Origin of the sequence: Bradyrhizobium sp. 63_E2_N1_3 (assembly GCF_052076005.1) — a bacterium.
Taxonomy (GTDB): domain Bacteria; phylum Pseudomonadota; class Alphaproteobacteria; order Rhizobiales; family Xanthobacteraceae; genus Bradyrhizobium; species Bradyrhizobium barranii.
The window spans coordinates 643,296-669,014 of sequence record NZ_CP197235.1 but is presented as its reverse complement, the minus strand read 5'-3'; the positions used below and the strand labels follow the sequence as shown (position 1 = coordinate 669,014).

15 protein-coding genes and 1 tRNA gene are annotated in these 25,719 nt (G+C 61.3%); 7 read left to right on the top strand and 9 right to left on the bottom strand.

What is annotated here, in order from left to right:
• Positions 1–25: 25 nt before the first annotated feature.
• A complete protein-coding gene (locus tag AB7531_RS03100) occupies positions 26–922 on the top strand; it encodes a 3'-5' exonuclease (protein ID WP_441279889.1) in 897 nt (298 codons plus the stop codon).
• Between the two features lie 571 nt (positions 923–1,493).
• Here the strand turns inward: AB7531_RS03100 and AB7531_RS03095 are convergent.
• Together AB7531_RS03095 and AB7531_RS03090 are read right to left on the bottom strand one after the other, a co-directional pair.
• A complete protein-coding gene (locus tag AB7531_RS03095) occupies positions 1,494–2,240 on the bottom strand; it encodes a helix-turn-helix domain-containing protein (RefSeq protein ID WP_441279888.1) in 747 nt (248 codons plus the stop codon).
• Positions 2,241–2,328: 88 nt separating this feature from the next.
• Positions 2,329–3,273, bottom strand: a complete 945-nt coding sequence (locus AB7531_RS03090) for a hypothetical protein (RefSeq protein WP_441279887.1) — start codon at positions 3,271–3,273, stop codon at positions 2,329–2,331.
• Positions 3,274–3,601: 328 nt separating this feature from the next.
• Between AB7531_RS03090 and AB7531_RS03085 the strand changes: the two genes are divergently transcribed.
• The 4 genes from AB7531_RS03085 to AB7531_RS03070 all read left to right on the top strand — a co-directional run bounded on the left by AB7531_RS03085 (position 3,602) and on the right by AB7531_RS03070 (position 11,289).
• Positions 3,602–4,045: a DUF2924 domain-containing protein gene (locus AB7531_RS03085; RefSeq protein WP_441279886.1), complete on the top strand. Its 444-nt coding sequence runs from the start codon at positions 3,602–3,604 to the stop codon at positions 4,043–4,045.
• Complete coding sequence (locus AB7531_RS03080; protein WP_441279885.1) at positions 4,042–5,421, top strand: recombinase family protein; 1,380 nt, start codon at positions 4,042–4,044, stop codon at positions 5,419–5,421. The genes AB7531_RS03085 and AB7531_RS03080 overlap by 4 nt, the downstream gene beginning before the upstream one ends.
• A complete protein-coding gene (locus AB7531_RS03075; RefSeq protein ID WP_441279884.1) occupies positions 5,418–5,864 on the top strand; it encodes a hypothetical protein in 447 nt (148 codons plus the stop codon). Before AB7531_RS03080 ends, AB7531_RS03075 begins: the two co-directional genes overlap by 4 nt.
• A gap of 496 nt (positions 5,865–6,360) precedes the next feature.
• Positions 6,361–11,289, top strand: a complete 4,929-nt coding sequence (locus AB7531_RS03070; RefSeq protein ID WP_441279883.1) for an AAA domain-containing protein — start codon at positions 6,361–6,363, stop codon at positions 11,287–11,289.
• A gap of 110 nt (positions 11,290–11,399) precedes the next feature.
• Here AB7531_RS03070 and AB7531_RS03065 read toward each other — a convergent pair whose 3' ends face one another.
• Entirely contained in the window at positions 11,400–14,945 is a 3,546-nt protein-coding gene (locus AB7531_RS03065) for a TM0106 family RecB-like putative nuclease (protein WP_441279882.1), read from the bottom strand.
• Between the two features lie 425 nt (positions 14,946–15,370).
• Positions 15,371–15,460: transfer RNA gene (locus tag AB7531_RS03060), tRNA-Ser, on the bottom strand.
• Positions 15,461–15,656: 196 nt separating this feature from the next.
• Here AB7531_RS03060 and AB7531_RS03055 point away from each other — a divergent pair.
• Positions 15,657–15,998 carry a hypothetical protein gene (locus tag AB7531_RS03055; RefSeq protein ID WP_063980509.1) on the top strand — a complete coding sequence of 114 codons (342 nt, stop codon included), beginning with the start codon at positions 15,657–15,659 and terminating at the stop codon, positions 15,996–15,998.
• Positions 15,999–16,035: 37 nt separating this feature from the next.
• Here AB7531_RS03055 and AB7531_RS03050 read toward each other — a convergent pair whose 3' ends face one another.
• The 5 genes from AB7531_RS03050 to AB7531_RS03030 form a co-directional block, all read right to left on the bottom strand.
• The gene (locus tag AB7531_RS03050; RefSeq protein WP_028170078.1) at positions 16,036–17,499 is read right to left on the bottom strand and encodes a trehalose-6-phosphate synthase; all 1,464 of its coding nucleotides are present in this window, start codon (positions 17,497–17,499) and stop codon (positions 16,036–16,038) included.
• Between the two features lie 235 nt (positions 17,500–17,734).
• Positions 17,735–18,556: a trehalose-phosphatase gene (gene otsB / locus AB7531_RS03045; protein ID WP_063980508.1), complete on the bottom strand. Its 822-nt coding sequence runs from the start codon at positions 18,554–18,556 to the stop codon at positions 17,735–17,737.
• Between the two features lie 3 nt (positions 18,557–18,559).
• Positions 18,560–20,047, bottom strand: coding sequence for an MFS transporter (locus AB7531_RS03040; RefSeq protein ID WP_063980507.1), 1,488 nt, complete (start codon positions 20,045–20,047; stop codon positions 18,560–18,562).
• A 502-nt stretch (positions 20,048–20,549) separates the two neighbouring features.
• Positions 20,550–22,583, bottom strand: a complete 2,034-nt coding sequence (locus AB7531_RS03035; RefSeq protein WP_063980506.1) for a methyl-accepting chemotaxis protein — start codon at positions 22,581–22,583, stop codon at positions 20,550–20,552.
• A gap of 234 nt (positions 22,584–22,817) precedes the next feature.
• Entirely contained in the window at positions 22,818–24,857 is a 2,040-nt protein-coding gene (locus AB7531_RS03030) for a methyl-accepting chemotaxis protein (RefSeq protein WP_063980505.1), read from the bottom strand.
• A gap of 332 nt (positions 24,858–25,189) precedes the next feature.
• Here AB7531_RS03030 and AB7531_RS03025 point away from each other — a divergent pair, with 332 nt between their 5' ends.
• Positions 25,190–25,675 carry a (2Fe-2S)-binding protein gene (locus AB7531_RS03025; RefSeq protein ID WP_063980504.1) on the top strand — a complete coding sequence of 162 codons (486 nt, stop codon included), beginning with the start codon at positions 25,190–25,192 and terminating at the stop codon, positions 25,673–25,675.
• Positions 25,676–25,719: the final 44 nt, after the last annotated feature.

Below are 25,719 nucleotides of genomic sequence, written 5' to 3'. Positions count from 1 at the left end.
TTCTGCCAGAGTTTTGGTTGATTCTATGACGTCGGACGAGATCGATCTAACAGTAGTGGCCGAAATGTTATCGATGTCTCCGGACTACCGAGTCCTTCGTCGGCTCACTCCCCGGACAGAATTCACCCCATGCGACGGGCAGGCAACAAAGACTGGCATTTTGCTGGATGTCGAAACCACCGGCTTGAATACAGCGCAAGACGAAATCATCGAGCTGGCGATGGTGAAATTCGACTATCTGCCAGATGACAGGATTTCGCGAATCACGGACGTTTTTTCATCGTTCAACGAGCCGCAGAATCCTATCCCTGTCGAGATCACCGAGCTCACGGGCATTGCGGACGAAATGGTGCTGGGGCATCGGATCAATCCGGACGCGGTTTCGGCGTTTGTCTCCGATGCGGTGATCATCGTCGCCCACAATGCAAACTTCGATCGGAAATTTGCCGAGCGCTATTGGCCGGTTTTTGAGCGAAAACCGTGGGCATGCTCTGCGACCGAGATCGAGTGGCGCAGACACGGATTTGACGGATCGCGCCTCGGCTACTTATTGGCCGGCGTTGGGCTTTTTCACCAAGCCCATCGCGCAATCGACGATTGTTGGGCTTTGATTGAAATCTTGGCCACAGACGTACCAAACCAGGTTCGATCGGCTTTCGCCATTCTCCTCGAACGTGCTCGACGCAAGACAATTCGGATCTGGGCCGAGCAGTCCCCGTTTGACTTGAAGGATGTGCTGAAGAGGCGGGGCTATCGCTGGAGCGACGGCTCCGACGGAAGGCCGCGGTCCTGGTACATCGATGTGGATGAAGCAAATCAGGTTGCGGAGGTCGAATTTCTTCAGACCGCCATTTATCTGAAAGACGTTGAGCCGCCCATGCAGATCATGAGCGCGATGAACCGGTTTTCCAGCAGACTGTAAGCCTGACGGGGAGGATGCTGCTGTCTCCCAAGTCACACTCCAGAACTACCTGTCCCCTGTTTGCTCTAGGATCTCGATGGCCAAGCGCACGAGATCTGGTCGCGGGAAATAAATAGCGAAAATCGGCCACTGCTCTGGCGATTGGCGGCGAAGCGTCAAGTCCTGTGCCTGCTAAACGGCGGAAGCATAACGTTTTTTTGCCGATGCCTCATTACACGGATTGGTACGACCATCGAAGGCAATCGCCAAAAACATGCGCAACCGGGAAAAAAATCCGTGCATGGAAGTGGGGCCGGTCCGCCAAGTGAAGGCCTTTGAGGAATTGACCACCCCCCACCCTCTCACTCCACAACCTCGTTGCCGGTGGCTTTTTGTATTTAATTCCAGAATTTTGCATACGAACCAGGGAGACCGGTCTCCGCGGCATTCTCGGCAGACTTTTGACCACCCCCACCCTGTCAACCGTGTCAACCTTATCAACCTAACTTTTCAGTACCTTCGGCTAGCGCGGTGGCGCGGTGCGAATTACCCGCGCCCGTTTCGTCCACCAGAATGACCCGAGATTACTTGGTTAGCATGGGCTACGAACAATGACGACGAGACGAACCAAATTTGGATGCTCGGGGCGAAAGCACTCCAAAACCTGCGGCTCGAACTGCTCCACGATCTTTGCCGCGACGAATTTCATTTCGGCAGACAGAACAATTTCGTGCTTTCGCACTTCCTCCAATCTCACCGATTGAAACCACGATTTAAACCTTGCACTGCCAAGCCTCCGCTCAATCCGCGGCGCAAAGATTTCGATGTAGTTCTGCTTCTCCTCACGAGCAGGTGGGCCAGTCCAGGCCTGACAAGCAGCGTTCTGTTGAAGATCGGAAGAGGTTAGTGGAAAGATATTGGTAGGACAGGTTTGTGAGGCGATCTCGCGGCCGGTTGTGGGGCAAACCTGCCTCACTGACGGGGACATTTCTGGGGCATCAAAGCGGCTCCTGTGTTTGCGACGGTCAGCACTCCACTTCTCTTCGTCGGCTCGAAATCGATGCCAACACGGTTGATAGGAATTACAATGCCGGCTACCTCGATGTCGCAACGAATTGAAATAGCCCAACCTGACAAGCTTTTTGATCGATCGATTGACTGTTTTTCGGTCTACGCTTAGCAGCGCCGCTATGGTTTGCTGAGATGGGTCACATCGAGTCGTTTTTCGATTGAAATGATCGAGCAATGCGACGGCAACACGCTTTTCGGTCTTGTTGAGCTGATCGCTGAGGCCGATCGCCTTCAGCGCGAGCGTCGTATCATATTTTTCCGGCAGCATTGCTAGACCAAGCCCGATCGCTGCCCACCAGCGATTATCCTGGTTCAGCCTACAAGAGCTTAGAAATTCAATCAGGCAAACTACCCGGCTATTTCTGCCGAGCTTTCTTGCTCAGCTTAGCGCTGCGGATTCGGCTGTTGAGGATATCCAGCGTATCGGCAGCCTCCTTCATAGTGAGGGCCAGCTTGTGTTTAGTTAGCAGATTAGAATGGGGTTCTGCCTTCAACTCTTGATAGAGCCTCTCTGCGGAGAGATATAATTCGGAGGCATCGTCTCGCTGGCGGAGTAGACTCGCAAGAGCCTTCACCCATGAACCAATGCTGGAGTGCCGTTCAGAGCTGCGGCCGGTGGCATACTTGAACACGTGCTTGAGAAACTCATGAAATGCGCCGTGCTCGGTGCCTTTCGCCTGCTTGTGCAGGAAGGTTTCAAATACACTCCAACCCGAAATGACAAGATTGCGGTCCGGGGATCCGAACCCTTCCTTGAACAGGTTCGTGCGCCCTCCCTTATCAATCGGTGCACTTCGTTCCGCACCACGGCTCTTCTTAAATTCGGCTGCGACCAATCTCGCGCCCTGACGCAACTCCAGTAGATTCTGTATCCACAAACTCTCGTTGTCGTCGTCAGCAGGATCAGGATAATCGTCATCCTCTTCAAAGTTATCAAACTGGCCAGAATAGGTGGGCAGATCCTGAACGGAGCTATATCTTCCATACTCCATGAATGCTTTTCGAGTGTAGTCATCAGTGCCCTTGATAGCTTTTAGTAGCTGATCAGCGCATTGGGCAACGAGATTTGCTCCATCAACGACGTGCTTGGCGCGCGGTGCATCTCGCTCCAGCAATTTGTTTTGGTTGAGTTCGATGGCGAGCCGCTGCACTTCATTGGCCGCGCAAGATACGCAGGCGCAATGTTGCCGCTCACCGAACTCGCTTAGCCGGTGCATTGTGGAAATAGGTCGTAGGGATTGCACCGCCTGCTCGAAACTCTCGAAGGGCCCGGCCGGCAGCGCCGCTTCTGCCCGCGGCAATTTGAAGGACCACCGTCTTGGTCTTGAGGAATCCATTGGGCACCAACTAGTGGCCTGCGGGTAAAATACCCAGATTTGGTGACCTGGCTTGATTGCCTGACATCAAGAAAGGTCGAGCTCATCCTGCCGAAACAATGTCCCATCCTCTCTCTGATTCGCCATCGCCGCAGGACGCAATCAACGAGTTGGCCACCATTTTGGCCGCCGGCCTTCTGCGTGTTCTCGACCGAAAGTCCAGTCGAAATTTGCCCGATCCCGCAAATTCTCCGCTCGACTGTGCCGGGTTGTCTGGGGGTGATGAGGCTGACAGAGCCCAGGAAATTACTCCGTGAAAGACACCGTTTTGGCCCAGCTGGCCGCTCTTAAAGGCGCGTCCGCCCCCGCTCTAAAGGCCCGCTGGCGCGAGCTTTTTGACAGCGAACCACCCGCCTATAACCGGCGCTTCTTGGAGAGCCGGCTGGCCTACCGCATTCAGGAATTGGCCTATGGCGGCCTGAGCCGGGAAACCACCGAGCGGCTCAAAGCCATCGCTAAGCAATATGCCGACCAGAAGCCAGCAGACCGCAAGGCTCGACCGCTGTTGCGGCCCATCGCCGGGACGAAGCTCATCCGCGAATGGGAGGGCGTCGAGCACTGCGTCACCGTTCGTCACGACGATTTCGAATATCTCGGCCGCCCCTACAAGTCCCTGTCCTCGTTCGCCCGCCAAATCACCGGCACCAAATGGAACGGCTGGGTCTTCTTTGGCTTGAAGAACTCGCTGAGCAAATGACCCCCCGCAAATTGGCAAAGCGCCGGTCCAGTCCGTTCGCCAACTCCTTCGAGCGAGCAAGCTCGGACCGCGCGCCGGTCCGGAAGGTTCGCTGTGCGGTGTATACCCGCAAGTCGAGCGAGGAAGGCCTCGACATGGACTTTAACTCACTCGACGCCCAAAGGGAGTCTTGTGAAGCTTATATCGTAAGCCAACGGGCGGAAGGCTGGACTCCTGTTTCCGATCGTTACGATGATGGCGGCTTCTCGGGAGGCACCCTCGAAAGACCGGCGTTGAGGCGGCTTTTGACAGACGTCAAAGCAGGCAAGATCGACGTCATCGTGGTCTATAAGATCGACCGGCTCTCCCGATCGATGCTCGACTTCCTCAACCTTGTCGAACTGTTCGAAAGCCATGGCGTGACGTTCGTGTCCGTCACCCAATCGTTTAACACCAAGGATGCCATGGGCCGCATGGCGCTGAACATCCTGGTGACATTCGCCCAATTCGAGCGTGAACTGATTGGCGAGCGGATCCGCGACAAGGTTGCAGCCTCTCGCAAGCGCGGCAAGTGGATGGGCGGCTGGACGCCGCTCGGCTACGAAGTCAGCGACCGAAAGCTGCTGATTCACGAAGTCGATGCTGAACGGGTCAGAGCTATCTTTCGGCGGTTCGTGCACCTCAAATCCGCAACCCGGCTGGCTCGGGAGCTCGTCGCAGCTAACGAACGCACGCGGTACGGCCACCTCTTGGACAAGGGGGTGCTGTACAAAATACTCAACAACCGGGTCTATCTTGGGGAGGCGGTTCACAAAGGCACCTCATACCCCGGCGAGCACGAGCCGATCGTTGATCGCAAGCTCTGGGACCAGGTTCACACCATTCTCAAGGAAAGCCCGCGCAAACGCGCCGGCAATGCTCGCGCGCAGACCCCTGCCCTCCTCAAAGGGCTTCTCTTCGGTCCTGACGGCGCGGCCATGTCGCCAACTCACACTCGAAAATCCGGACGCCTCTATCGCTACTACATCAGCCAGACCGCGATGAAGCAGGGCAGATCAGACTGCCCCGTCAAATTGGTACCGGCGGCCGAGTTGGAGCGGATCATCATCGATCAGGTCCGTCTGCTGCTGCAAACCCCTGAAGTCATCGTTCAGACCTGGCGCGCTCTGCGCAAGCAAACCGTCGAGGTCAGCGAGGCCGAAGTGAGAAGCGCGCTGCTCGGCTTTGACGAGCTCTGGGACGAGCTGTTTCCGGCAGAGCAAGCCCGCATCGTCGAGCTGCTCATCGAGCGCATCGATATGCATGCTGATCGGATGGACATCACCTTGAAGATCCAGGGACTAACCTCGCTCTCCGCGGAATTGCAGCCACAGCCCTTCCAACAGGCCGCCGAATGAACCGACCGACCACCCTCACCCTGGGACCCATTGGCCGACCGAAGCTCAGCCGTGACGGCGGAACCATGGTCGTAAGCATCCCAATTTCATTTCGACGACAGGGCGGTCGCAAACGCGTCGTCACGCCCGCGAATGCCGAGACTTGGGCACCGCCGAGGCCCCAGGTCGACAACACGCTGATCAAGGCCGTAGTGCGGGCCCATCGCTGGCGCAGCATGCTCGAAACAAACCTGTTCAGCTCTGTGCGAGAGCTCGCCAAGGCCGAAAAGATCAACGAGTCTTATCTGTGTCGGGTGCTGAGGCTCACGCTACTCTCGCCGGCCATCACCGAAGCCATCCTCAACGGACTGCAGCCTGAAGGGCTTGAGCTGGCGCATCTGTTGAAATCCATTCCAGCCGAGTGGGACAAGCAAGAAGCTATGCTTCGCCAGCGACAGCGTTAGGCCTACCTGTTCCTGAAGGGACAGGTAGGGGTCGCCCGGCCGGATGCAGACCAAGGGCTCCGATTCGCAAATCGGATGTTATGGAATAATCAGGCGCCACCCGACTTCACCATTGGATTACCTTTGTCGAACAGGCGATAGCCTTGTCGCAAGCTCTTCAATCAATCGGTGTTCCTGGGGAGGCGGAACTGGACAGCTTCTCCTCGCAATCGAGAACACGGGTCCGCAACTCATCTCACCGAACACGCCAGCGTCCAAGGTGAGATGGCATCGCTTCTGGAGTGGCTGTCTCTTTGGGTGATGCGTTGGAGCACGCGCCGCTTCCCTGCGCCAGCCGCCGTCAGAGTAGCACCCGGACCAACAACCCGGCGAAAACCAATTCTGCTTTCCCGTCAGATGGTTCTTATCCTAAAAGATGCTATGTCGCGGGTTTTGGTTGAATTGCGCCGCGCTGCGCGCTGTGGTCATGTCTAGGCGGCTTTCCGGGGGATTTGCTTTGGCCGACGTTCGTCAGAAGCTCATTGGTCTGTTGGATTATGTAGAGCAGGTCGTGCGGCTCGATGAGCGCGTATCGTTTCGGCTTTCCGAATATCACTTGCCGGACGGAACCAGCTTCACGATACGTCAAGCTGACACGCGAAATCTACCGGGTATCCGCCACGATCATAATGACGACGACGGTCCAATTTGGCTCGAATTAGAGCGTCTCGCCAGAAGGGAACCGCCGGCGCGGCCGGAGGTGATTGCGGATTGGATCGTCGTCCCCGGAGATCCCGCAAAAGCGCCTGATGTTCGATTTGAGCGACTAGTTACGGTATCTGCGGCGGAGAAAGACGCAGCACTCGCCGCCGGCGAAGTGCGCGCTGATGATGTTCTCGAGACCCCGCGTAAACGCGGCGATGCCGAGACAACGCCTCCGCAATATGATTTGCGATTGCGCCTCGAAGACCGGCCGGAATTGGCTGAGAAAATCAATCAATGGATCGCGGGCCCCTGGTCGGAATGGTCCGCACTTGAGACACCGCGCCGACGGACCATTTCGCTCTACCAATCTTTCTACAAAGTGTTCCAATTGCTGGAGGTCGGCGGTGCCGAGAGCCCGATTGAGGTCATCTGGGGCGTTGGCGCGGTCGATTGGCATAAGGAGGGACGGGTCATCGATCGCCCGCTCCTCGAACGCCGCGTCGATATTGAACTCGATGACAAGCGCGGCGGCATGATCCGCGTGCGGCCGGCAGGCAGCGATGCCCAATTCGATCTGAAGCCTTATGAAGAGCTTGGCTGCACGGGTCTTGCTAGCTTGGCCGACCTGATGCGCCGCGAGATACAGCGCGCCGGTGAAAATGAAGGTGTGTCGCCCTTCGCGCGCGATAGCTTTGAACCCATTTTGTCGGCTGCTGGCGTACGACTTGACCGTGACGGGTCCTACGTCCCCGAAAGCGAGACCACATCCTCTCAGGAAGCGAACACAGCGCGTCTTACTGTTAGCGATCGATGGGTGCTTTTTGCGCGGCCTCGATCGCAGCATGTCATCCTGCAGGACATCGACCGGCTGCGTAATTCGGCAGAGTCTGAGAAAGAAGATATCGTCGGTCTTCCCGAACGGCTGGTAACAGAGCCGGCAAAGGAAGTATCGGGAGATGTCTGGCAACCGCTGAGCGAGCGGATTGGTGGATCAGGTGGGGGCCCGGCACCCGCCGCGCCGCAACCTGCGGATCAATTGGACGTCTTTTTTCCAAAGCCCTTCAACGACGACCAACTTGAGATTATTCGCCGCCTCACCAAGGCGGATGGGCTGGTTGTCCAGGGCCCTCCCGGCACGGGCAAGACGCACACCATCGCCAACTTGATTTGTCATGCCATGGCGACAGGCCAGCGCGTGTTGGTGGTGTCCCGCGGCGAAGCGGCCTTATCGGTCCTAAAAAACCAGCTGCCGGCCGAAGTTCAGCCTCTTGCGATCTCTGTGCTTTCGAGCGAGCGCGAGGGGCTGCGGCAGGTCGAGAGCGCCATACGTGAAATTCAAGGCGTGGTGGAAGGCTCCCAACCGCAAAGCCGGCGTGCCACGATCGGCCGCATCGAAGCCGAGCTCGACGGACTACGCCAGCGTATTGCCGCCATCGATGTCGAACTTGATAAGATGGCTATCGCCCATTTGACCAAGATCGGGCCGCGCGGTGAGACGCCAGCCGAAGTTGCCAAACGCATTGTCGCGGAACGCGACGCCTTTGTTTGGTTCAGCGACCGTCCAAATCGCTTTGCCTCCGAGACATCGCTTGATGAGCGCCTTCTGACCGATTTCTTCGCCGCGCGTTCGCGCTGCGGCGATCTTATCGATCACCTGAACGCGAAACTACCCTCGCCTCACGATCTTCCTGCAGCTAACGATGTCGCCGGTTGGCATGATGATCTCATTTCAGCGGCCGAGCACCAGCAAGCGGCTACCCAAGGTCCCGTTCGCAATTTGCGGGTTGCACAGCAAGGCGTGGCTGGCGCCCTCGCCGTTGCGCACCTTCTCGAAAGCCTCAAGCAGACATTTCAAGCGTGTCAAACATCACCTTGGTTAGCCCCATTCCGGCGTGCGGCGCTTCTGGATCCGACAAACGCTTGGTTCGTGAGGTTGCACGAGCTTCTTACGGAAATGCTCGCGGCTGATACAGAACGCGCGCAACTGATGCGCCGCGCTGTTGCCGTACCAGAAGGGTTCGTCGATAATTTTGATGCAAGGGAGGCGATCGGCCGCGCGGCAGCGGGACAACGGCTTTGGCCGATCGTTGCCATCCGCAAGGGTGAAGCAAAAACTCTTGTTGCCGGTATCCGCGTGAATGGCGGCCCCGTGAGGGACACCGACGCCGCCAGTTGGCAACACGTCAAGGCGGTGATTGCTAATCTGCAACGGCAGCGCGACATACGGGCACAGTGGGATGAGTTTGCGGGCGAAGTCGGATGCCCAAGGCATGTCGAGGCCAAGACATCCATTGAGCTCGCCCGAACCACGCTCGAGGCTTGTCAAGACGCCCGCTCCAATGCAGGCGCTCTGACGGCGCTGACATCCGATGAGGTTTCGCTCGCGCGCGTGGCAGATGATCCGGCTCTCTGCGAAGCACTCGCGGAGCAGATTCGCGCCGCCGCCGCGAGTATTCGCCTGGCAAGCGCCGAACTTTACCGTGATCAAACGTTGGCTAAGTTTGACGGGGACGACCGCACCTCAACCCTTGCCCGCCAGCTTTTCGAGGAAGTTCTCGGCAAGCCGGCTGTTGCAAGCGAGAAGGTATCGCAAGTCTGGACCGGTTTGCTGAAGCGCCTTGGCCGCCTCAAAGAACTATCGCCCGATTTTGCGATCATCTTGCGTGTCACGGCAGCGATCTCTGCGGCGGGCGCTCCGAACTGGGCGACGATGCTGGCAAGTGAGCCGGCGGCCGCCGATGACGCGCAATACTCGGCCTCGTGGCGCGATGCATGGGACCATGCGGCTGCTGACGCGGCCTTGGCGCGCATCGACATGCGCCAACGATTGACCGCTTTGGCAACAGAGCGCGAAGGGGCTGACAAGCGTTGCCGGCAACTGTTTGGCGAGTTAGTTCGCGAACGGACCTTCTATCAATTGGAGCGTCGCCTTTCGCCAGCCATCAAGACCGCCTTGGTTGAATTTGTCAGGGCCCTTGCCCGTATCGGGCGCGGAACCGGCAAGTCGGCCTGGACGCACCGGCGGACGGCGCGCGATGCCATGGCAAAATGCTATGGCGCAGTGCCGTGCTGGATCATGCCGACTTGGCGCGTGGCAGAGCAGCTTCCTGCGGAGCTGGGGGCGGTCGAGCTCGTCATCATCGACGAAGCGTCCCAATCCGATATCACTGAACTCCCGGCACTCTTGCGGGGCAAGAAGATCCTGGTGGTGGGCGACGACCGGCAGGTCAGCCCTACCGCTCCGTTCGTTACCCAAGAAAAAATCGCTCAGCTTCGTCACCATTATCTCGGCGACATGCCGTTCAAGAGCCTCTTGGAACCGGGCGAGAGCATCTACGACTTAATGCGGGCGGTATTCCCCAATGAGCGCCTGATGCTCAAGGAGCACTTCCGCTGCGTCGAGCCGATCGTGCGATTTTCAATGCAGTTTTACCCGGAAAAGATGATTCCGTTACGCGTGCCGGAGGCGCATGAGCGCCTCGATCCGCCGCTCATCGACATCTATGTGCCCTATGGACGACGCAGCCGAAAGAAAGTCAACGAAGCCGAGGCCGATGTCATCGTTCGCGAAATAGGCGCGCTGGTCGCAAGTCCCGAAATGCGCGAACGGAGCATCGGTGTGATTTCCTTGGTTGGAGCCGAACAGTCCGAGCATATTCGTGGCCGCCTGTCCGAGACGATCGGTGAAGAGCTGATGCAGCGCCACGCCATCTTATGCGGAGATAGCGCAACCTTCCAAGGCAGCGAAAGAGACATTGTTTTTTTGTCGATGGTCGCTGATCCGTCCAACAAGACCGCGCTCACGATGCTGCGCTATGAGCAACGGTTCAATGTAGCAGTCTCTCGCGCGCGCGACCGTGTCGTTCTCGTGAGGTCCGTCCGGCGCGAAGAACTCAATCCAAATGATCTGAAAGCGCGCCTGATCGCTCACTTCGAAAACCCGATGCCGGAGGTCGAAGTGAGCGCTGATGCGTTCGCTTTGTGCGACTCCGATTTCGAGCGCGATGTGATGGGACGATTGCTGCAGTTAGGCTACAACGTTCGGTCGCAAGTCGGTTCGCTGGGCTATCGAATCGATATGGTCGTCGAAGGCGCCAATGGTCGACGGCTCGCGGTCGAGTGCGACGGGGACCGCTACCATGGTCCAGAGCAATGGCGCCAGGATATGCGCCGTCAACGTGTCCTCGAACGCGTTGGTTGGCGCTTTTGGCGGAGCTTTGCATCCAGCTATTACCGCGACACAGATGCTGTCATCGGTGATTTGGTGACCATGCTAACCCGCATGGGAATCGAGCCGACAGCTAACACCGAGCGTTCGGTGCAGCCCCATCGCTACACGGAACATCGCATCGCGGAGTTACCCGCTTCCGTGGGAGAAGGGGTGGTGATTGCCGAAAGCAACGTGCCCATCGCGGAAGAGGTCGCGCCGGACGAGCCGTCAACCCGCATTAAGCTGAGCGACAAGGTCGTACTTTTCTTTGCCGACACCAACAAGCGATTGTCAGTTCGATTATTCGACGAAGGCGAGGACCTCGATAAAGGACGGCTTTCCGTCCATTCCGCGCTTGGTGTTGCCGTGTGTTCTTGTGATGCGGGCGACGAGATAGAATATCGCGACGGCAACGTCGGCCGTAAGGTGCTGGTCGAAAGCGTTGAGCGGAGTCTGACACTCGAGCCGTCGCTCGCCGACAGCGCTCTGCCGGCCAAGCCGGAATTGAATGTCACGTCCGCTGTCAGATGACGGGCTCAGTCGGCTACTCGGCAAAAAGAGGCCGTTAGCCGACAATCCTCTGGCAGATCAGAATTTCGTCTTTATCGCACCACGCGCTCGTTGAAACAATTTCCAAGCTCCTACTCGCCTTGGAGGCGACGAACCACGCCGGCTTCACGAAGTTTAACCTTCACCGCCATCTCCTCAAACCGGCAGAACCCACTCGCCCACCCCATCTGTTCCGGCGTGCGGCAATCGGGTTCGAACAGCCGTGGATTCGCAACGACAATCACTGTGCTGCACGCCCGGCTGGTGGCAACATTGAATCGATGCGGGTCATATAGGAACGCCATGCCGCGGGGCGCGTCTTCGGGTGATGAACTGGCGCACGAATAGATCACCACTGGCGCTTCCTGACCCTGAAACTTGTCGACGGTGCCGACGCGGACCACGTGGACATCGGCGAGCGCGCGCCTTAGCGCGCTCACTTGGGAGTTGTAGGGAGCGACGACGAGGATGTCCTTCGGCTCCAACGGGCGGATTTCTCCGTCGGCGCTTGTCCACGTGGTGCTGGACTGCAGCAATGAACGCGCAATAGAGACCACAGCGTCCACCTCTTCGAGGGATTGGGCTTGGTTGCCTTGGTGGGCCACTTCAACCAGGAAGAGCCCAGCGCCGACGAACGGCGTGGCGCCCTCGATGCGCTGACGCTCCAAGCCACAATTCGACTGCAACCGACCCTCGTAGTACGCCTCGGACGTGAACGCGCAAACGGCGGGGTGCAGCCGATACGTCCGGTCGAGGAACAGCCCTTGCTCAGCGCGCAGCGTCGCCTGCGCTGGACCGAGCAGGTGCACGAGTGCGGCAACGTCGGCGCCATCCTCGTGCGCGCCCCGCGTGGGCTGTTCAAGCTGCTGCGGGTCGCCGAGCAACACCAAGTTGCGGGCCGCGCGTGCTGCGGCCAGCGCCTGTGCTAGAGCCATCTGTCCAGCCTCGTCGATGAAGAGCACGTCAAGGCGTCCGATGGCATCAGGATCAGCCCAGAGCCACGCGGTGCCACCGACGATGGTGCCCGGGGCAATGCGGTCGAGCGCCTCGCCTGGCGACTTGGCGAATTCAATGCCATCCACACCAGCATGCTCATCATCCTTGTGCACCAGGTGTAGATGTTGAGGCCGGCTCGACGCGTTGTCGGCCTTGCGCACGGCAACGAGTAGGTTGTCGATGACTTTGTGGCTGACTGCGGTGATGCCAATCGTCTTGCCCGCCGCAGCGAGCGCCAGGATGGCCTTGGCACCTTGCGTCGTCTTGCCGGCTCCGGGCGGCCCCTGCACAGGCAGCACGCCGCCATCAAGCTCATTAGATAGGCGCACTAGTGCTTGGCCGGCGTCCTCATCGGCACCGCGCAACTCCTCGCCGACACCGGCGACACGGCGCGGCGGACGTGCACGCAGGAGTTCACTCGCAGCGGCGTAGGGGCTGTCGTGTCCGAACCCGTTGTCGCGGACATGTTCGGCGAAGGCGAGCAGTGCTTCCTCAAGTGGCTTGGCGCCGACCACGGGATCTTTGAAGACCGAGGCGGGAAGAGACTGCATGGCCTTCTCGCTCATGCTCAGCACGACCGTTCGGTCATCGAGATCGAGCGCTTCGACTGGGGCTCTAATCGTGCCTGGTTCCTGGCCCGGATCAGCTGGGACTGGCCACACGACCTTGTCACCGACGTCGATCGCCGTTTCCTGAATCGGGAAACGGAATCGGCATCTCGCGTTCCGCTCGCGTCCCTGCTTGGGAAGCCGCTCGACGAACTCTAGCCCGGCGATCATCTGGCGTTCGTCGAGGTGCTCATCGTTCGGCAGATCGCGAAGGCGGAAGAACTCCCACCAGGCGTTTTTTTCCTCTTGGCGGTAGTAGCCGAGCATCGCAGCGAGCAGCGCGCGCGCCCTTTCGTCCGCCGTCCGCGTCTCGAGGTCCGCAGGCAGGCCTTGCCGCAATGCTTCCCGAATCGCCTCGATGCGCTGATCGCGGGCGCTGACTTCCTCACTTGGCGCCAGCGTGCCGGGCACCGGTCGGACGATGCTTTGGCCCCGCGCGAGGAAATTGTCGCGCTGGCGCTCGAGCCAGCCGCGCAGGAACTCAGTGGAGAGGCAGTCGTCGCTGTTGTATGCGGCGACACGCTTACGGATCTCGTCGGTAATGGCATCGGGGTCGCCGAGTTCGAGTGCCAATTCGAGCTCGTGTCGCGCATGGCCAGCGTCTCGCAGGTCTAGCCGGCGCTGAAAGCCATGCAAAGCTTCTAACTCCTTGAGACCATAACGCTCCACGCCGATGCGAAAACCCTCGCGCACGACGGCATGGAGGTCCACGAAACGCCGCCCCCGCAGCAGTTGATCCAGCTCGGATCCGCGCGTGGCATGGCGAGCCGACAGCCGTTTGAGGGCAGCGGGCTCGTAGGCGCCGAAGTGGTAGACATGGGCACCAGGGTGCTTCTGCACGCGAGCCAGCGCAAAGTCGATGAAGGCCTCCAAGGCAGCCTTCTCCTCACCAGTATGCAGCGCCCAACGTTGGTTGAATTCGACGCCTCCGTTCTCGTTCTTGATGCTGACGCCGGTGAGGTACTCCAGCCCGTGCGGGGCAACGAATGGGTCGCCCTCGAAGTCGAGGAAGATGTCGCCTACTGAAGGCTCCGGCAGCCGTGCCAGGCCACGGCTCGGTTCAAGCGCGAGTGCCTCTGCCTGCGGCATGTCGGCACCACGGCTGGCCACTTGGAGCCGCGCCTGCTGCCCAAGCCGCCGGTAAGTGTCTTCGGCGCCTCGCTTAGGCTTCTCGGGGAGTCGGCCTTCGCGTTGGGCGATGGCCGCGACCGTCGGAACTCCTTGCTGCTGGAACTCACGCACTTGAGCGCTGCTGATGGCAGCGATCAGCGAAGGGTGGTCGTCCACCCGCCTCTGCCGGTCGCAATGGCGCCAATAGATGCAGATGTCGCAATGCGCCACGGGATGCGGATAGGTGCTCGGGGGCGGTGTCGCGGTCACCGCGGCCAGCAAGCGGGCACGCACGAGCCGGTAGTACGCAGCGAACTTCGCGGTGCGATAGGTTTCCTGCTCGATCGGCGTGATGACGTGGATGCGATCGGGCGCCACACCCTGCATTGGCGTCAGCAATTCGGCGTAGGTACACAGTTGCAGGATCGTGCCTGGCTTGGTCTCGAGCGAAAGCTTGGTGTCGGCCGGCTCGTAGGCGTAGCCAGGCAAAGACGAGGTCGTGGCATCTACGCGCAGCAACACGTCGGCGATGCCGCCGAACACCTCGTTGCCCAATGTTGCCTGCACGATGGCGTCGAAGCCGGCCTCCATCGCTTGGCGGGTCGCCGCGGGATCACGCTGGTCGCGCAAGTCGCAGATCGAGCGGCCCTCACTCCGCAGCCTCTCGACATAGGCCGTTTCGTGCTGGCGGCCACGCTCGCGCAACGCGTCGAGCCGTGAGTCGGGGCTGAACTCGATCTGCAGCAGCCCCTCACGCCGCTGGCGATCGAGTTGCGTGAGGTGAGGACAGGCAAGATGGGCCGCGAGCTGTGTCGGAGTGAGGTGCCCGGTTAGGCCCAGAGTCGATTTATCGTGGGCGACGGAGTCGCCATCTAAAGATTTTTGTCCAACTGCTGACCCCTTAGCATCTCGCGTCTCTGCCATAGCTCCCCCAGTCTCGTTTCACGACGTCTCCGAGCTACCTCAAAGAACGATCTACTTTATCGCGAGTTTTAGATTGTAAAATCCCCGTAGTTGTAGAGCAGCACAGAAACTTTTCGGCTGCAGCAGGCCCACTCGGGCGATCGGGCGTGGTTGGCTGGGCAGGCAGGAATAGAACTCACGTACTTTCCGCAGTCGGTTGAGCGAGAGGGATCCAAACCGGCGCGCAGCCAAGCCGTTGATTTTCGGAGAAATGCCGTACTAGACCCATTTTTGCGGGTTCAAAGATTCGGAGAAAATTCGGTTCTCCGGGTTCATTCAGGCCCTTGTCAGACGACCGCTGGGAGTTCTCCGCCCGCGGAAATGCGGAAAAACGGCCGAGTTTCTGGCCTGTCTGCAGCTCCAAGTACGAGATGATATTGATGAGGTGGCGGAGAGAGTGGGATTCGAACCCACGGTACGGTTTCCCGCACACACGCTTTCCAAGCGTGCGCCTTAAGCCACTCGGCCATCTCTCCGGAGCGCCCTCTCTTGAAGGGGAGCCGATGATTTTGCAAGAGATCGCGGGGAAATCGGGTGAATTTTCCGTAAGATATTGTATTTGAAAGACAATATCTGGCGCCAGCTGGCGCTTCGGAACCGCTCAAAGGCTGAACCGGAAGCGGGTTTGGCGCGACGATTCACTCAAGACCGCCAAACACGACCGGGGACGCCATGACCATCCAAAAGACCATCGTCGCGCTGGGCCTGATTTCGGCCCTTGGCTCCGCCTTTGCCGCGTCGGCCGCCGCGCAGGTCTGCACCCGGCAGGGCGTCGACGTGAGTTGCGACGACGGGCGGCGCGGGGTGCTTTCGGGCGATGCCATCATCTGGCCGGACGGGACGCGCTCGAACGCCTCGCCGCATCCGAGCGTGATCATCGGCAACAAGAGCTCGGTGCATGTCGGACCCGGCGTGTTCGTCGGCCAGGGCAAGGGCATGGTGCCGCTGGACGATCCCAACGCGCCGAACAAGCGGCAATGCGCGATTTTGGACGGGGTGTCGTATTGTTATTGAGCGCCTCTCCCCGCGAGAACGGGGAGAGCAAGCGAGCTTAAATCAGCCGCACACCTGATATCGCCGACTTCAGCCAGCGCAGTGCCTGCGGCGGCTGGGTCTCGAGCGGCGCGACGACGGCCTTTTCGGTCCGGCACTTCTCCAGCTCGGCGACGAAGTCGGCGGACCATTGCTGGATGGTGTGGCCGCGCAGCTTCTTCATCATCGCGTCCCAGCGCATCTTGCGCTCGGCGAGCGGCATCGCGGCCGCAACCGCGATCGCGCGCGCCATGCCGTCGATGTCGTGCGGATTGACCAGCAGCGCCGTTTCGAGCTCGTTGGCGGCGCCGGCGAACTTCGACAGCACCAGCACGCCGGGATCGGCCGGGTTCTGCGCGGCGACATATTCCTTGGCGACGAGGTTCATGCCGTCATGCAGCGGCGTCACCACGCCGATCTGCGCGGTGCGGTAGAGACCCGCGAGCACGGTCTGGCTGAAGCCCTTGTTGAGGTAGCGAATCGGCGTCCAGTCGACCTCGCCGTGGCGGCCGTTGACGTCGGTGACGAGACGCGCGACCTCGTTCTGGAGATTGCCATAGGCCTCGATCGCGCCGCGCGAGGGGTTGGCGATCTGGAGCAGCGAGATGCTGCGCGCGAACTGCGGATGCTCGGTCCAGAGCCGGTCGAACGCGCTGATGCGATTGACGAGACCCTTGGAATAGTCGAGCCGGTCGACGCCGATGGCGAGCCGCTCGCCGTTGAGGCTGCGGCGCAGCCGCGACACGTCGGGATGCGAGGCCGACTTCGCGGCGTAAGCTGCGAACTTCTCCGCATCGATGCCGATCGGAAAGACCTCGCAACGCGTACGGCCATGCTGCGAGATCGCAACGCCGTCTTCGACGGCGAGGCCGAGTTCGCCCGCGACATAGCCGAGGAAATTCTGGCAATCCTCATTGGTCTGGAAGCCGAGCAGATCGTAGGCCAGCATCGCCGTGATCAGCTCGCGATGATTGGGCACGCCCTGCATCACCGCGGCGACCGGCCACGGCGTGTGCAGGAAGAAGCCGATCGGATCATCGACGCCGAGATCGCGCAGCTCCGCGCCGAGCGCGAGGAAATGATAATCCTGCACCCAGAAAGCCGTTTTCGCTTTCCGGAAGCGCATCAAGGCGCGCGCCATGAAGGCGTTGACCTCGCGATAGCTGACATAGTCGTCGCGCGAGACGCGGATCAGATCGCTGCGCGAATGCAGCGCCGGCCACAGCGCCGAATTGGCAAAGCCTTCGTAATAGCCGCCGTAGTGCGCCGCCGGCAGATCCAGCGTCGCAATCGCACCCGAGCCAAGCGCTTCGATCTCGGCGAACGGTTCCTTCTGATGGCCGTCGCGCACACGGCCCGACGAACCCACCCAGATAGCACCCGAATGTTCCACCACGGGAAGCAATGCCGCAGCCAAGCCGCCCGTCATCGGCTCGTTGGGTTTACCGCGCGCAACTCGATTTGAAACGACGACTAAATTCACAGGTCGTCCCCTCCTTTATTCCAACCCGTTTAACTGCTGTTCATCAATATGGTTCCTGTCCATCATTTGTACGAAATGAAACCAAAATCAGGCACATGCGTTGGAACCAGTTTTTCTGCTGGGAACCCGGCGGTTTCGCTCAACAAAGTCAGTTTTCGTGACTGTGTTGCCCAGCATGAATTGCGCGCGCAAGCGAACCACGCGAGCGACAATGTGGCCCCGAGGTGTCGGTGCCTTATTCCAACCTTGTGTCGTCGAGCAGACGCGCGAGGAACGCGCGCACATCCTTCGGCTCATCGAAATGGCCGTTGACGCCGATGGCGCGGCGACCGACCGAGAAGGACAGCCCGTTCATGTCGGGCATGATCGCGAACACGGTCTCATCGGTAACGTCGTCGCCAATGAAGATCGGACGGCGCCCTTTGAAGGGCTCATGCTTCATCAATTCGCGCACGCCGGTGGCCTTGGTGAAGCCGGAATGCTTGATCTCGCAAACGAACTTGCCGGGCAGCACCTCGATCGGCGCATTGGGCAGATCGGCGCGGATCAGCGAGACGGCTTCGAAGATCGCCTTCTCCGCATGCGGCGCGAGACGATAATGCAGCGCCAGCGAATAGCCCTTGTCCTCGAGCAGAATGCCGGGGCTGAGCTTGGCGATCGCAGCCAGGCGCCGCTTCAGCTCCTTGTCCATCGGCGGCGCGTGCACGTCGTCGGCCTCATTGCCCACCGACAGGCGCATTTCCGCGCCGTGACCGGCGACCGCGCGAAACACGTCGGGTGCGAAGATCAGGTCGATGTCGTTGAGCGAACGGCCGCTGACCATCGCCAGCGCGCCGGACGTGCGCTCGGTCAACAGGTTCAGCGTTTCCGACAGGCCCGGCGGCACCCACACCTCGCGCGGCGTCGGCATCAGGTCGAGCAGCGTGCCGTCGATGTCGAGCAGGATCGCGGTCTCCCCCAGATGCGGCACGAGCGCATGCGGCACCGGCACCGCGTCGGGCGCTTCTTCGTCAACCATGGGGCGCTTCTGATCCAATTCCGCGAGTTCCGATTTCATAGTCTACTCCATAAAGGCAAGCGGCCGCGCGATTTGTTCGAGCGATTTGCGTTCCGCGGCGACGGCGTAGCGCCAGGCCACGATCGCAGCCACGATCATCAGGAAGGCCCCCAGCAAATAGCCCGCGAACACGCTGGTGCGTGATCCCGTGTCGATCAGCGCGCCGAACAGCGCGGGCCCGATCACGCCGCCGATGCCGGTGCCGACCGCGTAGAACACTGCAATCGCCAACGCGCGCACTTCCAGAGGGAACGTCTCGCTGACGGTCAGGTAGGCCGCGCTCGCGGCGGGCGAGGCAAAGAAGAAGATCACCATCCAGGCAATGGTCTGCCCCTGCGCGCTCAGCGCGCCGATCGAGAACAGATAGCCCGAGAGCGCCAGCAGCACGCCCGATACGCCGTAGGTAAACGTGATCATGACGCGGCGGCCGAGCGTGTCGAACAGGCGGCCGAGCAGCAGCGGCCCGAGGAAGTTGCCGGCGGCGAACGGCAGGAGATACCAGCCGACATGCTCGGCGCTGATGCCGTAGAAGTCGGTCAGCACCAGCGCGAAGGTGAAGAAGATCGCGTTGTAGAAGAACGCCTGCGCGCTCATCAGCACGAGGCCGACCAGGGAGCGCTGACGATAGACGAAGAACAGCGTGTGCACGACCTCCCTGATCGGAGTGTGGTCGCGCATCTTCAGGCGTATTTTCGTGAAGCGGCCATCGCTCGCATGCCGGTCATGCCCGATCACAGAGCGCTCGATCTCGTCCACGATGGCGTGGGCCTGGTCGGGCCGGCCGTGGATCATCAGCCAGCGCGGGCTCTCCGGAATCCACATCCGCATCAACAGCACGACGAGGCCAAGGGTCGCGCCGATGAGATAGGCGAGGCGCCAGCCGAGATCGGGACCGATCAATGCGGGATCGAGCAGCACGATGGCCGCCACCGCGCCCATCGCCGCGCCGATCCAGAAACTGCCGTTGATGACGAGGTCGGTCCAGCCGCGATAGCGCGCCGGCACCAGTTCCTGGATCGTCGAGTTGATCGCAGTGTATTCGCCGCCGATGCCGGCGCCGGTGAGAAAACGAAACAGCGCGTAACTCGCGACATTCCACGACAAGGCGGTCGCGGCGGTCGCGGAGAGATAAAGCGCCAGTGTGATGAAGAACAGCTTCTTGCGGCCGATGCGGTCGGTGAGCCAGCCGAAGCCGAGCGCGCCGAGCACCGCACCGGCAAGATACGCGGAATTGGCGATACCGAGATCGAGATTGGAGAATTGCAGCGACGGACTCTGCTTCAACGCGCCGGAGAGCGCGCCGGCCAGCGTCACCTCGAGCCCGTCGAGGATCCAGGTGATCCCGAGCGCCAGCACGACGCGGGTATGAAAGCCGCTCCACGGCAGCGCATCGAGCCGCGCGGGAATGCTGGTCTCGATGATGCGGTCAGCCGCGACCGCCGCAGAGACTGCAGGTCCATAATTCAGCGCTGGGCTTTGCTGCAATTCCATCGCGTTGCTGGGTCTAACCAATGGAAGCGGCCCCGGTTCACATGGTGTGGACAGGGGCGTTCCGATCATGGAGGTGCGGCATTCCGCCTGCCACCTGCGACAACGCCTGCGGCAAAGGCGGGTTCCCGCGGGAACAGCGCTTGGGATCGTCCGTTTCCGATGGAGCCGCTGGGAGTTGACGCATGGCTCACGTCAGAAAGACGACACATTCGCGCAAAACCTGGAGCGCGCGAAGGTGGAGTTGAAGCGGACGTTCGGGAGGGAGTGAGACTCGCGCTCTTTACCCCCCGTCGTCCCGGACAAGCGAAGCGCAGATCCGGGACCATAACCACAGGGAGTGGTTTGGCGAAGACTTGGAGTTACCACCGTCCGTCTCAACTATCCGCTGGGAGTATGGATCCCGGATCGGCGCGCGCCTAAGGGCGCGCTTGTCCGGGACGACAGCGGAGTATGAGGCGATAGCGAGGTCTTCAAGCGCCAAGCGCCTGACGCGCGGCGAGCCTTACGCGGCCCTGATATTGCCCATAAAGCGATCGAGCTCGGCGCGCAGGCGCGTGCTTTCGGATGACAGCGTCTTGGCCGAGTTCAGCACCTCTTCCGAGGCCGAACCGGTTTCGGCGGCGCCGCGATTGACCTGACCGATGTCGGTGGCTGCGGTCTGTGTGCCCTGCGCAACGGTCTGGACGCTGCGGGCGATTTCCTGCGTCGCGGCGCCCTGCTGCTCGACGGCGCTCGCAATCGACGTCGAGATCGACGAGATCTGGCCGATGGTCGCGCCGATCTCCTTGATCGCGGCGACCGACTCGGCGGTCGCGCCCTGCATCCCCGTAATGTGGGAGGAGATTTCGTCGGTCGCCTTCGCGGTCTGGCTCGCCAGCGACTTCACTTCGCTGGCGACCACGGCGAAGCCGCGGCCGGCCTCGCCGGCGCGCGCCGCCTCGATGGTGGCGTTGAGCGCAAGAAGATTGGTCTGCTCGGCGATCGCCGTGATCAGCTTGACCACTTCGCCGATCTGCTGCGCGGCATGGGAGAGTTTTCCGATGCGGCCGTCGGTTTCCTTCGCCTGCACCACGGCAGCTTCCGCAATACGACTGGAGTCGCGCACCTGGCGGCCGATCTCCTCGACGGAGGCCGAGAGCTCTTCCGTCGCGGTTGCCACCGACTGCATGTTGCTGGAGGCCTGCTCGGAGACACCGGCGACCTGGCTCGACAGGCTCTGCGTGGTCTCGGCGGTGCGGGTCAGCGTGGAGGCCGCCGATTCCAGCTGCACGGCCGAGGCCGAGACGTTGGAGACGATGGCGCCGACGGCGCTCTCGAAATCGTCGGCAAAGCGAATCAGCTCGGAGCGGCGGCTTGCGGCCTGCTCGCGGTTCTGGGCTTCGCTGGCGGCGGCGTCGCGCTCGGCTTTCGCGACAGCCTGAACCTTGAATTCCTCGACCGCGCCAGCCATCTCGCCGATCTCGTCCTTGCGGCCCAGGCCCGGCAGCACGACGTCGAAATTGCCGGACGCAAGCTCGCGCATCGCCTTGCACATCGCGATCATCGGACGCGAGATGCCGTTGCCGAGCATCAGGGCCAGCACGGCGCCAATGGCGAGGCCGCCGAGCGCCATCATCAGCATCAGCCGTTCGGTCTCGGTGATGGTGGAGTTGGCGCTCGCTTCGATGCGCTGCTGATCCGAGGTCAGATCGGACCGCAACTCGGCCGAGAGCTTGAGAATGCCCGCCGCCGTCTTGGTCATCTCGCCGTTCAACTTGACGATGATCTTCACGTTCTCGGTCAGCTTCGAGAAAGAGGTGCGGTACTGCTTCAGCAGGTTGCCGATCTCGGTGACGCGGTCGGTGATCTTCTGGTCATTGGCATAGATCGAGACCAGCAGGGTCTCCAAAAACTTGATGCGGGCGATCACGCCGTCGGCGGTCTTCGGCTCCGGCTTGGCGACGAAGGCGCTGACCGAGGTGGAGACCGCGAGATATTGCGAGGTGACGTCCTTGGCGGTGGTCTGAACCGAGTTCAGGCCCGCCAGCGCGGCCGTATCGGCGAGATCGTCGAACTTGAAGCGGATCTTGTTGCCGACGCTGTTGAGCTCGTCGGCGGCGATCTTGTTGTTCTCGCGGGTCAACGTGATGATCTCACCGAACACCTTGGTGAAGCGCTGGAATTCGGCCTCGAGCTTGCCGACCTGCTCGCGGCGCGCCGCGCCGGTCGTGGCCGCCACCGACTTGGCGATCGCGCCCTTCAGATTCTCTTCGGCGGCCTTGGCCGCGGTCTCGTCATCGGTCGCGCCCGTTAGCGTATAGGCCCGCGCCAGTCCCTGATAGGCGATCAGCTCGCGGTCCACGGTCCGCGCGAGGTCCGCTTCCGACACGCTGGCCCGGTAGGAGGCGACGGCGGCCTGGATCCGCTCGAAGCCGAAATAGGCGAAAGCCATGCTGACGGCGAGGATGGCCAGCACCGCCACGAAGCCGAGGATGATTTTTGCACGAAAACGCAGGGTGAAGAGCTTCGATGTGTTCGGCGTCGACTTGACGGGCATTCCCCACCCCATTCCATTCGCGGAAAACCAGGCGCAGCCCGGAAGCAGCCCGCTTCCTGACTCGTGAGCACGGTAGAGTGCAAAGGATAAGCGGCGGTAAATTTATGGCGTCGCAACTTGCGGTTAGGTGACGCGGGGAGATGCGCACTCGGCTGTCGTCCCCGCGCTCACGCGCCTTCGCGGGACGACAGCCGAGAGTGACGCGACGGCAGCGGCTTCGGACGCGGCCGAGCCTTATGCCGCCCGGATATTCCCCATGAACCGGTCGAGCTCGGCGCGCAGGCGGGTGCTTTCGCTGGACAGGGTTTTGGCCGAATTCAGGACCTCCTCCGAGGCCGAGCCGGTTTCGGCGGCGCCACGGTTGACCTGGCCGATGTCGGTGGCGGCGGTCTGGGTGCCCTGCGCGACGGTCTGGACGCTGCGGGCAATCTCCTGCGTCGCGGCGCCCTGCTCTTCCACGGCGCTCGCGATCGAGGTCGAGATCGACGAAATCTTGCCGATGGTGGCGCCGATCTCCTTGATCGCGGCGACCGACTCGGCCGTCGCGCCCTGCATGCCCGCGATGTGCGAGGAAATCTCGTCGGTGGCCTTCGCGGTCTGGCTGGCCAGCGACTTCACTTCGCTGGCGACCACGGCAAAGCCGCGGCCGGCCTCGCCGGCACGCGCCGCCTCGATGGTGGCGTTGAGCGCCAGAAGGTTGGTCTGCTCGGCGATCGCGGTGATCAATTTGACCACCTCGCCGATCTGCTGGGCGGCGTGCGACAGCTTGCCGATCCGGCCGTCGGTTTCCTTGGCCTGAACCACCGCATCTTCCGCGATGCGGCTGGAATCGCGGACCTGGCGGCCGATCTCCTCGACGGAGGCCGAAAGCTCTTCCGTCGCGGTTGCGACCGACTGCATGTTGCTCGAGGCCTGCTCGGAGACACCGGCGACCTGGCTCGACAGGGTCTGCGTGGTTTCGGCGGTTCGGGTCAGTGTGGACGCCGCCGATTCGAGCTGCACAGCGGAAGCCGACACGTTCGACACGATGGCACCGACCGCGCTTTCAAAGTCATCGGCGAAGCGAATCAGCTCGGAACGACGTGCGGTGGCCAGTTCCTTGTTCTGGGCTTCGCTGGCGGCGGCGTCGCGCTCGGCCTTGGCCACGGCCTGAACCTTGAATTCCTCGACCGCGCCGGCCATCTCGCCGATCTCGTCCCTGCGGCCGAGGCCCGGCAGCACGACGTCGAAATTGCCCGACGCGAGCTCGCGCATCGCCTTGCACATCGCGATCATCGGACGCGAGATGCCGGTGCCGAGCAGAAAGGCGAGGATCGCGCCGAGCAGCGTGCCGCCGACGGCCAGCATCAGCACCAGTTGCTTGGTCCGTCCGATGGTCGCTTCCGACTCCGAATCCAGCCGCTGCTGTTCGGCGACGAGGTCCGCCTTCATGGCGGTGGCGCCTTGCAGGATCGCACCGGCAGAACCGCTCATCTCGGTGACGAGCTCATCCACCATCTTGGCGTTGGCGATCAGCTTCTCCAGCGCTTCGCGATAGGCCACGAGGATGGTCTTGGCGTCCTTCAGGCCGGCGACGATCTTGTCGTCCATGGAATAGACCGCGCCGAGCGAATTCTCGACGAATTTCAGCCGCGCCAGCGCGCTGGTCGCGATCGCCTGGTCGGACGTCAGCACGAAATTGGTCGCCGCCGCGCTCGCGGTCTGGAACTGGGCGTTGACCTGCTTGGTGCCGAACTCGATCGACTGCGCCTCGGAATCGGAGGCATTGTTGCCGATATCGTCAAGCTTGTATTTCAGGAGATTGGCTTGGCGCGTCAGCTGGTTCTGCACCAGCAGCGCGCTGTCGCGCTTGGCCTGGAGGACCTTTGCGAAGGTTGCGGAGAAGTTGGAGAATTCCTTGGCGAGCTTGTTGAGGCCCTCCTGCCGCGCCGGCTTCTGGGCACTCTTGACCGCCTGGTCGATGGCGCTCTTCAGGCCGGTCTCGGCGTCCAGCGCTGCCTTGGCATCGTCCTCCTTGCCGGTGACGACGAAATAACGGACTGCCGAGCGGTAGGCGAGCAGCTCGCGGTCGATGTTGCGGGCGAGATCGGCCTCGGTGACGCTGCTGCGGTAGGACCCGACCCCGGCCGAGACCCGCTCGAAACCGAAATAAGAGAAAGCCATGCTGCCGGCGGAGATCACCAGCACCGCGGCGAAGCCGAGGATGATCTTGGCGCGGAACCGGAGGGTCGGAAATATTGTACGCTTCGACGGCGACGCGATACGCCCGGACATTCCAACCCCCATTTTCTATTCAGCCGTGATCCGGAGGCGCCCCGCCGGATGCGCAAAACTAGGGCAGAATGGATAAAAGGCGGTAAATTCGCCGCACCTGCGCAATTTCCGGCTTTGTCGGCCAAAAGCCGACCGGATGGGATGACGGCTGGCATCCCACATGGGCCGACCATTTTGCGGCGGTCGACCCGCTTCGCCGGCCCAAGTCATTGCCCGCTCGTCAGGATCGATAACTTTTCCATGACCGGCGTGACCAAAATCCTAGTTGCAATGTCAGGGGGCGGCGGTCTCTAATTAGAAACAATCAAAATCAATCCGGGGAGGTATATTCCGTGTCTACAGTCAAACTGACGGTGAACGGCAAGGCCGTTGCCGTCGACGTCGAGGACCGCACGCTGCTGGTCCAACTCCTGCGGGATCACCTCAACCTCACCGGGACCCATGTCGGCTGCGACACCAGCCAGTGCGGCGCCTGCGTCGTACACGTGGACGGCAAGGCGGTGAAATCCTGCACCATGCTGGCCGGCCAGGCCGACGGCGCCAGCGTCACCACCATCGAAGGCATCGCCAAGGGCGATGAGCTGCATCCGATGCAGGCCGCCTTCCGCGACAATCACGGCCTGCAATGCGGCTATTGCACGCCGGGCATGATCATGTCGGCGATCGACATCGTGCACCGCCATGGCGGCCAGCTCGACGAGCCCACCGTGCGCCAAGAGCTCGAAGGCAATATCTGCCGCTGCACCGGCTACCACAACATCGTCAAGGCCGTGCTGGACGCAGCCGGGCGCATGAAGGTCTCGCAGGCGGCCGAGTAAATCGGCGCGCCTCGAATAAAGAACCACCGCTGCCGCTTTCGAGG

Bases quoted from the DNA above. Each gene is read 5' to 3' on its own strand.
- AB7531_RS03030 (WP_063980505.1), bottom strand. From the start codon at position 24,857: ATGTCCGGGCGTATCGCGTCGCCGTCGAAGCGTACAATATTTCCGACC.
- AB7531_RS03035 (WP_063980506.1), bottom strand. From the start codon at position 22,583: ATGCCCGTCAAGTCGACGCCGAACACATCGAAGCTCTTCACCCTGCGT.
- AB7531_RS03100 (WP_441279889.1), top strand. From the start codon at position 26: ATGACGTCGGACGAGATCGATCTAACAGTAGTGGCCGAAATGTTATCG.
- otsB (WP_063980508.1), bottom strand. From the start codon at position 18,556: ATGAAATCGGAACTCGCGGAATTGGATCAGAAGCGCCCCATGGTTGAC.
- AB7531_RS03095 (WP_441279888.1), bottom strand. From the start codon at position 2,240: ATGCTGCCGGAAAAATATGATACGACGCTCGCGCTGAAGGCGATCGGC.
- AB7531_RS03055 (WP_063980509.1), top strand. From the start codon at position 15,657: ATGACCATCCAAAAGACCATCGTCGCGCTGGGCCTGATTTCGGCCCTT.
- AB7531_RS03065 (WP_441279882.1), bottom strand. From the start codon at position 14,945: ATGGCAGAGACGCGAGATGCTAAGGGGTCAGCAGTTGGACAAAAATCT.
- AB7531_RS03040 (WP_063980507.1), bottom strand. From the start codon at position 20,047: ATGGAATTGCAGCAAAGCCCAGCGCTGAATTATGGACCTGCAGTCTCT.
- AB7531_RS03075 (WP_441279884.1), top strand. From the start codon at position 5,418: ATGAACCGACCGACCACCCTCACCCTGGGACCCATTGGCCGACCGAAG.
- AB7531_RS03080 (WP_441279885.1), top strand. From the start codon at position 4,042: ATGACCCCCCGCAAATTGGCAAAGCGCCGGTCCAGTCCGTTCGCCAAC.